A 15,320-nucleotide genomic window follows, 5' to 3' on the forward strand; every position below is an offset into this window, starting at 1 on the left:
ATCAAAAATATAAATAAACACCAGATAACGTTCTCTCTATAAAAATTACGCTCAACTTACATTATTTACATGTGGAAAAATAAATCTATGCAATCCCCCTTTAAAAAATTTTAACCGACCCTTATTAATATTTACATGTTCACAAGGAGATCTGTCATGAAAAACAGAGTTGTTAAAGCAAAAAACGTATTGGCTTTCCGTATTTGGTTAGAAAAATTAGGCTATTCAGTTAAAAATCTGACAGATAATCGTGGTTTTACATTTAGCTTTAAAAAAGAATATGGTCTAGTGACGTGTGACTTATCTGGTAATGCCTTGGCAATGCAGCTTGGCGAAGAATTCGAAGACCACTTAAAAGCTTAATGACAAAATTTCTAAGAGATCAGGATTGCAAAGGGATTTTGCAATCCTGATAGATGAAGTCTAAAAAATTTAAACATTTCTCCCCTTCGATTTAATCCCTCATTTTCTAAGCATTTCATACAAAATATTATTGGAACCAACGCAATTTCCAAGTATCATAATGCCCAGTCGAGGGATGCTGCGACAATTGATCGGCACTAAAGATCAATTTGCCAGGCTCGACGATCGGTTAGACATTCGTTTTTAACCAACAACGGCATCCGCGAACAGAATGATCCATACTATTTTTTCTAGGAGATCCTGATGAACGCGGTGAATGCTTCATTTACAGATTACAAAGTTGCTGATATTTCCCTTGCTGACTACGGTCGTAAAGAGATCAAACTTGCTGAAGCAGAAATGCCAGCTTTGATTGGCTTACGTAAGCGTTATTCAGCAGCTAAACCACTTGCTGGCGCAAAAATTTTGGGTTGTATTCACATGACAATCCAGACTGCGGTTCTCATTGAGACCTTGGTTGAACTTGGCGCAGAAGTGCGTTGGACATCTTGCAACATCTTCTCTACTCAGGACCATGCTGCTGCTGCAATCGCTGCAAGTGGTGTACCTGTTTTTGCTTGGAAAGGCGAAACTGAAGAAGAATATGTTTGGTGTCTAGAACAACAGATCAATGTCAATGGTCAACCTTGGGATGCCAACATGATCTTGGACGATGGCGGCGACTTAACTGCACTTGTTCATGACAAATATCCTGCGCTTTTAGAGCGTATTCACGGTATTACCGAAGAAACCACAACAGGTGTACAACGTCTGTTAGAAATGTGGAAAGACGGCTCGCTTAAAGTTCCTGCAATCAATGTGAATGATTCGATTACTAAATCGAAAAATGATAACAAATACGGTTGCCGCCACTCGTTAAACGATGCGATCAAACGTGCGACTGACATGTTGCTTTCTGGTCGTCGTGCGCTTGTAATTGGTTATGGTGACGTAGGTAAAGGTTCTGCACAATCTTTACGTCAAGAAGGCATGATTGTACGTGTAACTGAAGTTGATCCAATCTGTGCAATGCAAGCATGCATGGATGGTTATGAAGTTGTTTCTCCATACAAAAATGGCGTACAAACTGGTAAGAAAGAAGACATCAATCAAGACTTATTAGGCAATACTGATCTTGTTGTCACGACGACTGGTAACTATCACGTATGTGATTCTGCAATGTTAGATAGCTTAAAAGCGGGTGCTGTGGTGTGTAACATCGGTCACTTCGATACAGAAATTGACACTGCCTACCTCCGTGGTTATAAGTGGGTTGAAGTCAAACCTCAAGTCCACCAAGTCTATCGTTCAGAAGACGAAAATAACTACTTGATCCTTCTTTCTGAAGGTCGTTTAGTAAACCTTGGCAATGCAACAGGTCACCCATCACGTGTCATGGATGGTTCTTTTGCCAACCAAGTATTAGGTCAAATGCATTTATTTGCTGAGAAATTCGCTGACTTACCTGCTGATCAGAAACAAGCTGCAATTCGTGTAGAAGTGCTTCCTAAGAAATTAGATGAAGAAGTTGCTGCTGCAATGGTCGTTGGCTTTGGCGGTGTATTAACGCAATTGACGCAAGTACAAGCAGATTACCTCGGCGTTCCTGTCGAAGGTCCGTTCAAATCTGACGCTTATAAATACTAAGAAAATCAGGGCAGACGTTTTACGGACTGCCCTTTTTTCTAAAATTTCCGAGCGATTTTAAAAAGGATTTGAAATGACAAAACGTGTTCCTATTTCTTTTGAATTTTTCCCACCCAAAACTGATGCTGGTGCGGAAAAATTAAAAACTGTTCATCAAGAATTACAATTATTAAATCCAGAGTTTTTCTCGATTACTTATGGCGCAGGTGGTTCTACTCGTGAGCGAACTTTAGCGGCGATTAATGAATTTAATGGCAAAGGCACGCCTGTCGCACCACATTTGTCTTGTATCGGTGATGATAAGGTTCGTATCGCTGAACTTTTAGATTTATATAGATCTCAAGGTATTGATCGCATTGTGGCATTGCGTGGAGACTTACCATCAGGTCAGGTCGGTCTAGGTGAATTACCTTATGCCCAAGACTTAGTTCGCTTTATTCGTGAACATTCAGGTGATCACTTCCATATCGAAGTGGCAGCCTATCCTGAAATGCATCCCCAAGCTGAAACCTTTGATGGTGACATTCAACGTTTTGTTGAGAAGGTGAATGCTGGTGCGAACGCTGGTATTACTCAATTTTTCTTCAATCCAGATGCCTATTTCTATTTTATCGAGCGTATTGCCAAAGCTGGCGTGAATATTCCAGTCGCACCAGGTATTATGCCGATCACCAACGCAAGTAACCTGATCCGCTTTGCCGATGGCACTGGTGCAGAAATTCCGCGTTGGATCCGTAAGCAACTGGCAGCTTATGGCGATGACAGCGAGAGCATCAAAGCTTTTGGTCATGAAGTGATTGTGAAGCTTTGTGAACGCTTGATTGCGGGTGGCGCACCTACCCTGCATTTCTATTCAATGAATCAAACAGAGCCGACTCGACAACTCGTTGTTGATCTTGGTTTAAACTAATTTGTACGAGCACGACCCAAGCATGAATCGTTTTTATATCGAAACTGAATTACACACTGGCAATACCATTGAATTAACTGAATCGGTATTTCACCATTGGGTCCGTGTACTCCGTGCAAAAGAACAAGAACAAGCCATCTTTTTCAATGGAAAAGGTGGTGAATATATAGTCACACTCACTGAAATCAATAAGAAAAATGCTTTTGTTTCAGTGGATCAGTTTGATGCAGCCGATCGCACAGCGCCTTTTCAAGTTATTCTAGGGCAAGTGATGAGCAAAGGTGATCGCATGGATTATGCGATCCAGAAAGCAACTGAGCTCGGTGTTACAACGATTCAGCTACTCACCAGCGAACGCTGTGAAATGCGATTAAAATACGATCGTGATCAAAAGAAAATCGATCATTGGCAGTCTGTTGCAATTGCAGCATGTGAACAGTGTGGTCTGAACCGAGTCCCTGAAATTCTTGCACCGATCGCTTTAAATGATTGGGTCAATTCTGAATTACCTGCATCACGCTTTGTCCTTGCACCCAACAAAGATCAAGCCAATGTACTGCTTGACAGCAGTCCAGATATCGCATTGTTGATTGGCCCTGAAGGCGGGCTCAGTGAAGCAGAAATTACTACTGCAAATCAACATCAATTTAAAAACTGGTGTATCGGAGACCGTGTGTTAAGAACAGAAACAGCACCTGTAGTTGCTTTATCTATCTTGAATTATCATTTTTCGTTGAAATAACAGAGCCCAAATTCAGTTATGATTGACGTGAATTTAAAATAAAATGCTGTTCTGTTTACAAAAAAACAAAGACTGTAAATATAGATAAAAAACGAAAAGGATTATTCTTTGTATGTTAGCAGCTCAGGAAAAAAATTTGCCACAGTTTATCTATACAGATCAAATCAATTATCCAAATCATGTCCGCTTATTTGTATTAAGCGTGTTTTGTATTTGCCTGTTAGATTATACACTCTTTGGTATTTTTTATTCTTTTGAATCTAATATTTTCACAACCTGGATGAGTATTACGCTCATCATTTTGTTTAGTTTTTTCGGTCTTTGTCATTTTTTATTAAAACGTAACGCCTCAATTCAGTATAGTAGTAAAACCAATATTATTTTTCAGACCGTCTGTTTCCTGACTGGTTTACTGATTGGTGTGAATACCATTGTCATTAACCACTACTTAGTGACTGATGTTCCTCATTTAATTGGATCACATGTTTTAACACTTACTGCTTTATTACTCACAGCATCGCATATTATTGCACTGACTTTTTTAACTCAGCATATTCGTTATTTCTTTTTATTTTTTATTCCAAGTATTACACCATTAATCGTTTCTCAACTGCTACACCAAGATCATGATCATACCCTTTTCTATCTAGCTTATTACTCTTCATTTTTTGCTACAGTTCTATGTGCTCAAGCCACGTTTAAAATTCATAAACGTTTAGCCTTGGTACTGGATAAAAACAAGCAATTGATTAATGTCGCCGAGCAGCACAACCAATGGACTGAAGAACTTTGCCAACAATTGCAACGTGAAGTGAATAAATCTAAAGATATTGAAGCCCAACTACAATTTAATAATCATCTCTTAGAGCAAAAAGTTCGTGAGCGCACGTTTGATCTGACTCAGATGAATGAAAGCTTACAAGAGCATCGTCAAAACTTGAGCTTTGCACATGAAACTGCGGGCATTCGCCCTTGGGATTGGAATCTTGAAAATCATACTGTTGGCGTGACCAATGCACATAGCCAGTCAGTCACACGTAACTCTGAGAACCATTATACTCTGCTGCATAAAATCATCCATCCCGATGATCTCGAGCGTGTCAAAAATACCCTTTATCATCATCTATGTGGTCAGACTAAACGTTATGAAGAAACCTTCAGAATCAAACGTCATAATGGTGAATGGTCTTGGATACATGATGTCGGCCAGGTCATTCTAAGAGATCCAAAAGACAATACGCCATTACGTATGGTCGGTATCCATCGTGATATCAATCAGGAAAAAAGAGATCAGGAGCGTTTAAAACTTGCTGCCAGTGTGTTTGAACAAGCCTCCGAAGGTATTTTCATATTAGATGAGAAATTCAATTATGTTGAAGTAAATCCTAAATATGAGCAACTCACAGGTCTTGATAAACAAGACATCGTGGATAAACATCTATTTGAAATTACCAAACAGAATAAACAACATCATCATAATTTTCACTTATCCATACTCGACACACTTCGAGCAGAACAAGAATATGAAGGCGAGTTCCAAGAAACCTATAGTTCTGAAAAATCATGTTTTTTATGGATGCATATTAACGCAGTGAAAGATGAGCAAGATCGGGTGATCAATTATATTGGTATTGTTTCGGATCAAACTGAGCGTAAACATCAAGAACAACGCTTATCTTATCTGACCAATTACGATACGCTCACCGATCTGCCGAATCGTTTTTATTACCAACAGCAGTTACATCAATATTTAATCAATGAAACATCAATTCAGCACTTGGCTGTCATCCGCCTCAACATTGATCGCTTCCGGGCATTGAATGAAATCATCAGCAATCAAGCTGGGAATGAATTATTGAAAGAAGTAGCGCAACGCTTACGCATTAGCAATATTGATGCACTGTTAGTTGCGCATTTAAGTGCAGACGACTTCGCAATTATCTATGAGATGTCTCCGTTACATCCGCCAATTCATCAACTCTGCAACAACATTGTTGAAGCATTTAGCAAACCCTTCTATCTCGCCGATCAAGAACATTTAGTCAGTATTTCAATCGGAGTCGCGATTTACCCAGAGCATGGCCGCCAAGTTGATAACTTAAATACACATGCAGAATAGGCATTAACCGAAGCAAAACGTTTAGGTGGCAATACCATTCGTTATTATTCCAATGAGCGTGCCAATTTCGTTGCCAAATATACAGACTTGGAGCTTGATCTTAGAAAAGCTATCCAGAACAATGAATTGGTGGTTTACTATCAACCTAAAATTAATGCACAAGATAATCAAATTAATAGCTTTGAAGCCTTGATTCGATGGAAACATCCAACAAAAGGGCTCATCATGCCAAGCATTTTTATTCCTTTAGCTGAAAGTACCAGTTTGATTTCAGATATTGGACAATTCGTTTTACATGAAGCAGCCAAGCAATTACAGACATGGCAACAGCTTGGTTTTAACAATATCAATATTGCCGTCAATATTGTGGCACAGCAAATTTTGCGCGGCCAACTGTTGCATGACATTGATACAGTATTAAACAGTTATGCAATTTCAGGCAAAAATCTTGAATTAGAAATTACCGAATCAGCATTCATTGAAAATACTGAAAGTGTCAAAACGGTATTACTCGCCATTAAAGAACGTCAAATTTCAATTGCGCTGGATGACTTCGGCACGGGCTATTCTTCACTCGCCTACCTCACCGAATATCCAATTGATATTTTGAAAATTGACCGTGCTTTTATCTCAAAAATTGGTAACCCTAAACAAGATGCAATCGTTAATGCCATGATTGCAATGGGCAAGACCATTGGCCTAAAAGTTGTAGCAGAAGGTGTTGAGACAGAGCAACAATATGAGTATTTAAAACGACAAAATTGCGACATATTACAGGGTTATCTATTTTCGCAACCACTAAGCCCAGCTCATGCAACTGAATATCTGCAAAAACAAATGCAGCAGTCAACGGCTAGACCTTCCATTTAAACATGAATTTTAAGCTTTTGAGCTATTTATTTTTCCTTCAAACTCGCCAGTCAATAAGCATACGGTTCAGTGAAAATAAGCTTTTTTGACTGGGCGAAAGCATGAACTAGTGCTATATTCTTGTGCACTTATCTTAATATCGTAATTAGACAGCTAGATGTCTGATTATTATCGGAACAAACGAGACTCAGATGGACGATCAATCTTTAAAACAAGCCGCTTTGTATTACCATGAATTTCCAACACCAGGAAAAATCAGTGTGACACCTAGCAAGCAGCTCGTTAACCAACGAGATTTAGCGCTTGCATATTCTCCAGGCGTTGCAGCTCCATGTTTGGAAATCGAACGAGACCCTTCTGCCGCTGCAAAGTATACAGCACGCGGAAATCTGGTCGCGGTTGTGAGTAATGGTACAGCCGTGCTTGGTTTAGGAAATATTGGTCCACTCGCATCTAAACCTGTAATGGAAGGTAAAGGCGTTCTGTTCAAGAAGTTTGCTGGTGTTGATGTATTCGATATCGAAATTGATGAAAATGATCCAGACAAAATCGTGGACATCGTTGCTGCATTAGAACCAACATTTGGTGGTATTAACCTTGAAGATATCAAAGCGCCAGAATGTTTCTACATTGAAAAGAAACTTCGCGAGCGCATGAAAATTCCAGTCTTCCATGATGACCAACATGGTACCAGTATTATTGTTGGTTCTGCGTTGCTCAATGCTTTGCAACTGGTCAATAAAAAGATTGATGAAATTAAAATCGTTGCATCAGGCGCAGGCGCTGCTGCCCTTTCTTGTTTAGATTTACTTTGTGCTTTAGGTGTAAATAAAGCCAATATCGTTGTTGCCGACTCTCGCGGCCTTCTCACCACCTCTCGTGAAGGATTGGATGAGTCTAAAAAACGTTATGTGCAAGACATTCAAGCAAGCCAACTCCATGAAGTGATGGCTGGTGCAGACATGTTCCTAGGGCTGTCAGCAGCCGGCATCCTAACCAAAGAAATGGTTAAGGAAATGGCTGAAAATCCAATTATTTTTGCTCTCGCAAACCCAGATCCTGAGATCTTGCCTGAACATGCGCATGAAGTACGTCCAGATGCCATCATGGCAACAGGCCGCTCAGACTATCCTAACCAAGTCAACAATGCGCTTTGCTTCCCTTATATCTTCCGTGGTGCTCTTGATGTAGGTGCAACCACCATTAATGAAGAAATGAAAATTGCTTGTGTACATGCTATTGCACGTATGGCACATGTTGAAGCAGATGCAGCAACCTATGGTGAAAAATCAGCTTCATTTGGTCGTGACTATTTAATCCCTCGTCCACTTGATCAGCGATTGATTTTAGAAATTGCACCGGCAGTAGCAAAAGCAGCAATGGACTCTGGTGTAGCCACACGTCCAATTGAAGATTTTTCGGCATATCGCCAACGACTTTCTGAGTTTGTTTATAACTCAGCATTCCTGATGAAGCCAATTTTCTCTCAAGCAAAAACAGATCCAAAGCGTATTGCTTATGCTGAGGGCGAAGATCAACGTGTATTACGTGCTGTTCAGATTGTTGTCGATGAAGGCTTAGCGAAACCAATTCTGATTGGTCGTACCGCAGTCATTGAAGATAACATCAGAAAGCTAGGTTTACGTTTACAGCATGGTATGAACATTGAGATCGTCGATCAGGAAAAAAATCCTTTATATGATGATTTCTGGAAAGAATACCATCAAATCATGCAGCGCAAAGGTGTCACTGTTGAATATGCACAACGTGAAGCACGTCGTCGCTCTACTTTAATCGCAGCGATGCTAGTTAAACTTGGCAAAGCAGACGGTATGTTATGTGGTACCTATTCAAGCTATGACATTCACTTAGATTTCGTGAAAAATGTCATTGGTTTAAAAGAAGGTCGCAGTACATTCTTTACCTTGAATGCATTGATGCTTGAAGATCGCAATCTATTTATTGCAGATACGTATGTCAACACGAATCCAACTGCTGCTCAGCTCGCTGAAATGACCATTTTAGCAGCAGAAGAAGTCCGTCGTTTTGGTATTACACCACGTGTTGCCCTACTTTCTCACTCAAGCTTTGGTAGTGACCAAACGGATCCAAGCGCTCAAAAAATGCGTGAAGTTTATCGTTTACTGTCTGAACAAGCACCTGAACTTGAAGTCGAAGGCGAAATGCACGGTGATGCAGCCCTAGATGAGAACATCCGTCATTTTGCATTTCCAAATTCACGTTTCAAAGGTTCTGCAAACTTGTTGATTATGCCAAATCTTGATTCAGCAAATATTTCATTCAACTTGTTAAAAGCAACTTCTGGTAATAATGTAACCATTGGCCCTATCTTATTAGGTGCTGCAAAACCTGTTCATATTCTTACACCTACAGCAACAACGCGTCGCTTGGTGAATATGACAGCTTTAACGGTTGCGGAAATTCAGCAAAGTCAAAACTAAATCTATTTAAGCTCTGCTTTTCTTGAAAAGCTTCGCTTAACTCTTGAGAAAACCTCTATTCTGTAGCATGATTGTGTGAAGAATAGAGGTTTTTTCATGCAAGTTTATTTAGTAGGCGGTGCTGTTCGGGATCATTTACTCGGCCACCCCTATCACGAAAAAGATTATGTGGTGGTTGGAGCAACGCCCGAGCAATTACTTGCCGAAGGTTATCAACCCGTGGGAAAAGACTTCCCGGTATTCCTACATCCTATGACAAAAGAAGAATATGCACTTGCACGCACGGAGCGTAAGTCAGGCATTGGTTATCATGGGTTTCAATTTTTCACGGACACGACTGTTAAACTAGAAGAAGATCTGATTCGTCGTGACTTGACGATTAATGCTATGGCCATGGATGAAGCAGGTAACATTTATGATCCTTATGGCGGACAACAAGATTTAGAGCAGAAAATTCTGCGTCATGTTTCGGATGCATTTACTGAAGATCCTTTACGTGTTCTTCGTGTGGCTCGTTTTGCTGCCCGTTATGCAGCCTATGGCTTTAAAATTGCGGATGAAACGCTACAATTGATGCAAGATATTGCTCAATCTGGCGAGCTAAATGCCTTAACACCTGAACGCGTCTGGAAAGAAACGTCCCGTGCTTTACTGGAAGATCATGCCGATATTTACTTCCAAACCTTAAGAGATTGTCACGCCTTAAAGATTTTATTCCCCGAGATTGATGCCCTTTTTGGTGTACCGCAACGTCCAGAATATCATCCTGAAATCGACTGTGGTATTCATACATTGATGGCGCTCAAACAAGCTTGTTTAGCAAAATATGCATTGGATGTCCGTTTTGCAGTACTGGTTCATGATCTAGGTAAAGCACTTACCCCTGTAGATGAACTCCCACGGCACATTATGCATGAAGAGCGTGGTATCCAGCCTGTGACCGTGCTCTGTGACCGCTTAAGAGTTCCTACACATTTAAAAAATTTGGCGCTGATCGTCTGCAAAGAGCATCTGAAATGCCATCAGATCAAGAATCTCAAACCAGGCACGTTATGGCGGCTATTACAGCGCTTAGATGTACTGCGTCGTCCCGAGAAAGTCATCGCCTTTGTACAAGCTTGTGAATGCGATGCCAAGGGCCGCTTAGGTTTGGAGCAGCGTCCTTATCCTCAGGCACAGTTTGTTTTAGATGCCATGGAAATTGTGCGCAATATTCGCGCTCAGGACTTACCTGAACATGTCACAGGTCCAGAAATTGGTGAAATGCTGATTCAGTATCGAATTGATGCACTTGCCAAATTTAAGGAGCTGCACAATAACTGATTAATTTTTAAGTAAATAAGGTTATTTTTAAACAAGTTTACTTTAGTTTCGCCAGAAAAGCTTATTAATCAAGCAAACGATTAATTTTCTTTACTATTGTTGTTGACGCATCCGCTTTTCATGCCTAAAATGCGCATCAGATTCTCCAATAGCTCAGTCGGTAGAGCGACGGACTGTTAATCCGCAGGTCCCTGGTTCGAGCCCAGGTTGGAGAGCCAATCTACTATTCTCCCATAGCTCAGTCGGTAGAGCGACGGACTGTTAATCCGCAGGTCCCTGGTTCGAGCCCAGGTGGGAGAGCCAAGATTCTAAAAAGCCCTGATCATTGATCAAGGCTTTTTTTATTCCCAATAAAAATATAAGCCAATAAAAAAGACCTCTGAGATACAGAGGCCTTTTTATCGTAAATTAAGCTGCAACTTTTGCAGGTACACCACTGTGGAAACGGAAGGTATTGTCTGGACTTAAAATCAGATTTTTTTCCACTTCACGAATATGCTCAATACGTTGCTGGATCGTCTCTTCTGGATCTTTAAGTTTCGCCGTTTTTGCAACATCTAAAGCTAAAGCCAGATAGTCCTCAAAATGACGAGATTCAGACTTCAGTAAATAGCGGTAGTAACGCCCCAGCTCATCATCCACAATCGGTGCCAACGCATAGAAACGCTCACACGAGCGTGCTTCGACAAATGCACCAATAATCATCACATCAATTAGAGCCTCAGGCTCATAAGTACGGATTTCTTTACGTAATCCACCTGCATAGCGCCCTGCACTCAAACCCTTCCACTCTTGGCCGCGTTTGTTCATGAATTCCAAAACCTGCTCATAATGCAGCATTTCTTCACGCACCAATTGCGCCAATTTCACTTGCAGGTCTGTAAAGAAACTATAGCGGAACATCAAGTTCATTGCTGTACTCGCCGCTTTTTTCTCACAGTTGGCATGGTCTTGCATTAAGATGTCCAGATTATTAATGGCTTCATCCAACCATGCCTGAGGAGTCATACAACCCAAAAATGCGATGACAGGTTGCATCAACTCATCATAATTTACACTACTCATCAACTTATCTCGCAGCAGCCTGAATTGCTGCTTTCATATCTTTTACTGCTTGAGTCAAACCAACAAATACGCTATCTGCAATGATCGAATGACCAATATTTAATTCATGAATTTGTGGAATCGCAGCAATCGCAGCAACATTGTCCAAATTCAAACCATGACCAGCATTCACCACCAAACCTTTAGCGGCAGCATATTCTACACCTTTGATAATACGCGCCAATTCAGCTTTTTGCTGCTCATCTGTCTCGGCATCAGCATAAGCGCCCGTATGGATTTCAATGGTCGGCGCACCACATGCCACAGCGGCATCAATCTGAGCCAAATCTGCATCAATAAATAAAGAAACATCACTACCAATCGCTTTGAGCGCTTCAGTTGCAGCCTTGACCTTTTCAAAATTACCAACCACGTCCAAACCACCTTCCGTGGTGACTTCCTGACGACGCTCAGGCACGAAACAAACATGTTGTGGCTGTATCTCTTTGGCAAATTCAACCATTTCATCCGTCACGGCCAATTCGAGATTCATTCGTGTTTTTAATAATGGACGCATACGACGTACATCATCATCTTGTATATGGCGGCGATCTTCACGTAAATGCAAAGTAATCCCTTCAGCACCCGCTTCTTCACAAACCAAAGCAGCCTGAACCGGATCAGGGTAAGTTGTACCACGTGCCTGTCTTAACGTCGCAACATGATCAATGTTTACACCTAAGATTGCAGCCATAAAAAATATCCTATCGTTTATCTCTTTGTTTACACCATCAATGCATCAAAGAAATCAAGTTTGCGTATTTTGAATCCAGAGTTGACGGCTTTTCAACGGCCGATCACCTAACAATGAGCTAATCATTTGGCGATATAGTTTACCTAATAATTGCAGTTGTTCGGGAGAAAAATTCTGACCATCTTCATAACATTGCATTGATGCAATCAAAGCCCCTGCAAGCGAAGAGCGCGAAGCTTGTGAAACTGGTAAAAAACCGTCATTGAGCTGAAATTGATAGTACCGAAACGGCAAGATTTCCTGCTGATTTGCATCAACTGAAAAATCAATTGCATAACCTAATTCTTGCAGCAAAACATGCTCAAACTGACGTAATATTTGCCGCAAAAATAAAGCCGCTTGCTCATGAGAAGCCAATTGCTGTAATTGTAATAATATCAATTGATATTGTTCAAAGCTTTGTGGCATGGCCTCTTCTAGAGGACATAATCGCAATAAAATTTCATTTAAATAAAAACCGGCAAAAAAAGCATCACCATGAAAAAACACAGGCTGATTCAGAATTTCAAGTTTGGTGAAATTCTTCAGTTCAGATTTTCCTGTAGCTTGCAAACGAATCGGCTGATATTGCGGTGGTGGAATTTGTCTTAAAATTCCATCCACCCGACCAAACTCTTGTGTGTATAAATGCACAATATGGCTTTTTTCACGATATTTACGATGATGAATCAAATAGCCATGCAGGACTTCATTACGCATCATAGAACGATACTAGTCCTTTTCTTTTTCATCCTTTTTATCATCACCATCTGGGATTACAGCACCCACAACCGCAGCTGTTCCCTTTACGACCCCTTTCGTGGTTTTATAAGCCACTTTGACCGGGACGGTAACAACTTTAGTAATACATCCTTGTAACAAAAAGATGCAGGATAAAACCATGAGTGCTTTAATCATTCCGAATCCTTTTAAATATCGCTATAACCCAAGCTTTTTAAAGCACGCTCATCATCAGACCAACCACCTTTGACTTTCACCCAAAGTGTAAGCATGATTTTCTGTTCAAACATTTTTTCCATGTCTGCACGTGCATCCATTCCGATACTTTTCAGCTTTGCACCTTTATCACCAATTACAATGGCTTTTTGACCTTGACGCTCTACGAAAATGGTTGCATCAATATAAGTACAAGGTGGCTTTAAACGACCTGTTTTTTCATTTACAGTCGCTTCTTCAGTTTTAAACGATTCGATTTGTACGGTCAAATCATATGGAAGCTCTTCACCTAACTGACGCATGATTTTCTCGCGAATGATTTCACTCGCAAGGAAACGTTCAGAACGATCAGTAATCTGATCTAATGAATACAAAGGCGGCTGATACGGCAAATATTTCTCAATGGTATCGCGCAGGTGTTCCAGATTCGCTCCACGTAGTGCAGAAACAGGAACAATCTCAGCAAAGTTCATTAACTTTGCACGCTCGCGAATCAGTGGTAAAGCTTCATTTTTATTTTCAAAAGTATCTAACTTATTGATCACAAGAATAACAGGCATTTCTGCATTTTTAAGTTTTTCCAAAACCAATTCATCGTTTTGAGTCCACTTCTGTGCATCCACCACAAATAAAACCAAGTTCACATCACGCAATGCTGAGTGCGCAGCACGGTTCATCATCTTATTGATGGCACGTACTTCTTTTTTGTGCATCCCTGGCGTATCAACAAATACTGCCTGAGATTTCTCGCGTGAATCAATTCCCACAATCTTGTGACGCGTAGTTTGTGGCTTACGTGAAGTAATCGATAACTTTTGACCCAGTAAATGATTCATCAACGTAGATTTACCTACGTTTGGGCGACCGACAATAGCAACAAAACCGCTTTTGAAATCTGAAGGAATGGTAGTTCCTTGAGAACTAAAAAATTGATCAATTAAGTTATTGCCATCTTGCTGTTCAATTGCTTCTGGCTTATTTTCATTTGATTGAGACATCAGGTTATTGCTCCAATAATTTTAAAATCTCTGCCGCTGCCGTTTGTTCGGCAAAACGACGACTTGAGCCCTCGCCTATAATTTTTGGCAATCCCGTTACATCACATTCCACTTTGAAATGTTGGTTTGGGGCATCACCTTGAATATCTACAACCTCGTAAACTGGGAGAGGTTTTTTACGTGCTTGTAAATACTCTTGCAAACGTGATTTCGGGTCTTTCAGTTGATCTGTCGGTTCGATATGATCCAGATAGGGTTCATACCATTTTAGCACAATGCGTTCCAGCAAGTTGAGATCATTACTGTCTAAATAAATAGCACCAATGATGGCTTCTACGGTATCCGCCAAAATCGACTCTCGGTGATGTCCACCAGATTTTAACTCGCCTGTGCTTAAAATTAATGACCGGCTTAGTTGCAAATCATTTGCGATTTTTCCCAACGCTTCCTGTCGAACCAAAGTCGCACGCATTCGCGTTAAACGACCTTCATTTTCCAATGGATAGGCATTGTACAAATAATTTGCGACGATCATCCCTAATAATGAATCGCCTAGAAACTCTAGGCGTTCATAATTATGTTTATGGCTAACCGAGCGATGGGTCAAAGCCAGCTTTAACAAGTCAAACTGTTTAAACTGGTGACCTATGCGCCCTTGCAGCCGTGTATCATTGAGCTTGTTTTGCAGATTTTTGGTCAAAAGTCTTCTCAAAGGTCATAACTAAACTGATATTCAGCATGAAAGGCTTACGTATTTCATACTTCTTCATCACCACAAGATCATCTTTATAAGTCACTTGCGCAATATCTTTAAAACGCAGATCACGAATCCCGTTCATATCAAAACGCTGATCCATCTGAGACGCGAACTTACTTGGCGTAGTATTCGGAGGGCTATCTTTTAATAAGCCCTCAATCTGAGTATTAATCAGTTTATCGTCCCAGTATGCTGGCCAAATCGCAATTGCTGCCTTAACAGCAACTGCAAATAAAACCACCCCAAATAAAATTGCAATATACGAAGTCCCTTGTTGAGATTTACGCATCTATCTA

Annotated in this window: 13 protein-coding genes, 2 tRNA genes and 1 pseudogene; 9 read left to right on the top strand and 7 right to left on the bottom strand. The window is 40.6% G+C overall.

The genetic code is table 11. The features are described from left to right. Positions 1-156: 156 nt before the first annotated feature. The 9 genes and pseudogenes from F895_RS06355 to F895_RS06320 all read left to right on the top strand — a co-directional run bounded on the left by F895_RS06355 (position 157) and on the right by F895_RS06320 (position 10,778). Positions 157-363, top strand: a complete 207-nt coding sequence (locus F895_RS06355) for a hypothetical protein (RefSeq protein WP_004654498.1) — start codon at positions 157-159, stop codon at positions 361-363. A gap of 303 nt (positions 364-666) precedes the next feature. Further along, on the top strand, positions 667-2,049 hold the full coding sequence (ahcY, locus tag F895_RS06350) for an adenosylhomocysteinase (RefSeq protein ID WP_005242458.1): 1,383 nt from the start codon (positions 667-669) through the stop codon (positions 2,047-2,049). 73 nt (positions 2,050-2,122) lie between these two features. Continuing rightward, a complete protein-coding gene (gene metF / locus F895_RS06345; protein WP_005242459.1) occupies positions 2,123-2,959 on the top strand; it encodes a methylenetetrahydrofolate reductase [NAD(P)H] in 837 nt (278 codons plus the stop codon). A 22-nt stretch (positions 2,960-2,981) separates the two neighbouring features. After that, positions 2,982-3,701: a 16S rRNA (uracil(1498)-N(3))-methyltransferase gene (locus F895_RS06340; protein ID WP_005242461.1), complete on the top strand. Its 720-nt coding sequence runs from the start codon at positions 2,982-2,984 to the stop codon at positions 3,699-3,701. 112 nt (positions 3,702-3,813) lie between these two features. Further along, positions 3,814-6,690 (top strand): annotated as a pseudogene (locus F895_RS0119010) (EAL domain-containing protein). A gap of 191 nt (positions 6,691-6,881) precedes the next feature. Further along, complete coding sequence (locus tag F895_RS06335; protein WP_005242467.1) at positions 6,882-9,152, top strand: NADP-dependent malic enzyme; 2,271 nt, start codon at positions 6,882-6,884, stop codon at positions 9,150-9,152. A gap of 96 nt (positions 9,153-9,248) precedes the next feature. Next, complete coding sequence (locus F895_RS06330; protein ID WP_005242474.1) at positions 9,249-10,475, top strand: multifunctional CCA addition/repair protein; 1,227 nt, start codon at positions 9,249-9,251, stop codon at positions 10,473-10,475. A 142-nt stretch (positions 10,476-10,617) separates the two neighbouring features. After that, positions 10,618-10,693, top strand: a tRNA-Asn gene (locus tag F895_RS06325). Positions 10,694-10,702: 9 nt separating this feature from the next. Continuing rightward, positions 10,703-10,778, top strand: a tRNA-Asn gene (locus tag F895_RS06320). Between the two features lie 105 nt (positions 10,779-10,883). Here the strand turns inward: F895_RS06320 and F895_RS06315 are convergent. Genes F895_RS06315 through F895_RS06285 form a run of 7 tightly spaced genes read right to left on the bottom strand, consistent with a single transcriptional unit; the run spans position 10,884 to position 15,313 of the window. After that, on the bottom strand, positions 10,884-11,540 hold the full coding sequence (locus F895_RS06315) for a MiaE family protein (protein WP_005242475.1): 657 nt from the start codon (positions 11,538-11,540) through the stop codon (positions 10,884-10,886). Positions 11,541-11,544: 4 nt separating this feature from the next. Beyond that, positions 11,545-12,273, bottom strand: a complete 729-nt coding sequence (gene pdxJ / locus F895_RS06310) for a pyridoxine 5'-phosphate synthase (RefSeq protein WP_005242477.1) — start codon at positions 12,271-12,273, stop codon at positions 11,545-11,547. Positions 12,274-12,327: 54 nt separating this feature from the next. Next, the gene (recO, locus tag F895_RS06305) at positions 12,328-13,035 is read right to left on the bottom strand and encodes a DNA repair protein RecO (RefSeq protein ID WP_005242484.1); all 708 of its coding nucleotides are present in this window, start codon (positions 13,033-13,035) and stop codon (positions 12,328-12,330) included. A 9-nt stretch (positions 13,036-13,044) separates the two neighbouring features. Further along, complete coding sequence (locus tag F895_RS06300; RefSeq protein WP_005242486.1) at positions 13,045-13,230, bottom strand: NF038104 family lipoprotein; 186 nt, start codon at positions 13,228-13,230, stop codon at positions 13,045-13,047. A gap of 11 nt (positions 13,231-13,241) precedes the next feature. Then, positions 13,242-14,267 (bottom strand): GTPase Era, encoded by a 1,026-nt coding sequence (gene era, locus F895_RS06295; RefSeq protein WP_005242488.1) that lies wholly within the window; start codon positions 14,265-14,267, stop codon positions 13,242-13,244. Positions 14,268-14,271: 4 nt separating this feature from the next. Then, positions 14,272-14,967, bottom strand: coding sequence for a ribonuclease III (rnc, locus tag F895_RS06290; protein WP_005242490.1), 696 nt, complete (start codon positions 14,965-14,967; stop codon positions 14,272-14,274). Further along, positions 14,936-15,313 carry a DUF4845 domain-containing protein gene (locus F895_RS06285; RefSeq protein ID WP_005242492.1) on the bottom strand — a complete coding sequence of 126 codons (378 nt, stop codon included), beginning with the start codon at positions 15,311-15,313 and terminating at the stop codon, positions 14,936-14,938. Before F895_RS06285 ends, rnc begins: the two co-directional genes overlap by 32 nt. Positions 15,314-15,320 lie beyond the last annotated feature (7 nt).

Origin of the sequence: Acinetobacter sp. CIP 64.2 (assembly GCF_000369645.1) — a bacterium.
GTDB lineage: Bacteria > Pseudomonadota > Gammaproteobacteria > Pseudomonadales > Moraxellaceae > Acinetobacter.

Coding starts and splice junctions, on each gene's coding strand:
- F895_RS06355 (WP_004654498.1), top strand. CDS start 157: ATGAAAAACAGAGTTGTTAAAGCAAAAAACGTATTGGCTTTCCGTATT.
- F895_RS06285 (WP_005242492.1), bottom strand. CDS start 15,313: ATGCGTAAATCTCAACAAGGGACTTCGTATATTGCAATTTTATTTGGG.
- F895_RS06330 (WP_005242474.1), top strand. CDS start 9,249: ATGCAAGTTTATTTAGTAGGCGGTGCTGTTCGGGATCATTTACTCGGC.
- ahcY (WP_005242458.1), top strand. CDS start 667: ATGAACGCGGTGAATGCTTCATTTACAGATTACAAAGTTGCTGATATT.
- F895_RS06335 (WP_005242467.1), top strand. CDS start 6,882: ATGGACGATCAATCTTTAAAACAAGCCGCTTTGTATTACCATGAATTT.
- F895_RS06300 (WP_005242486.1), bottom strand. CDS start 13,230: ATGATTAAAGCACTCATGGTTTTATCCTGCATCTTTTTGTTACAAGGA.
- pdxJ (WP_005242477.1), bottom strand. CDS start 12,273: ATGGCTGCAATCTTAGGTGTAAACATTGATCATGTTGCGACGTTAAGA.
- F895_RS06315 (WP_005242475.1), bottom strand. CDS start 11,540: ATGAGTAGTGTAAATTATGATGAGTTGATGCAACCTGTCATCGCATTT.
- metF (WP_005242459.1), top strand. CDS start 2,123: ATGACAAAACGTGTTCCTATTTCTTTTGAATTTTTCCCACCCAAAACT.
- recO (WP_005242484.1), bottom strand. CDS start 13,035: ATGATGCGTAATGAAGTCCTGCATGGCTATTTGATTCATCATCGTAAA.
- F895_RS06340 (WP_005242461.1), top strand. CDS start 2,982: ATGAATCGTTTTTATATCGAAACTGAATTACACACTGGCAATACCATT.
- era (WP_005242488.1), bottom strand. CDS start 14,267: ATGTCTCAATCAAATGAAAATAAGCCAGAAGCAATTGAACAGCAAGAT.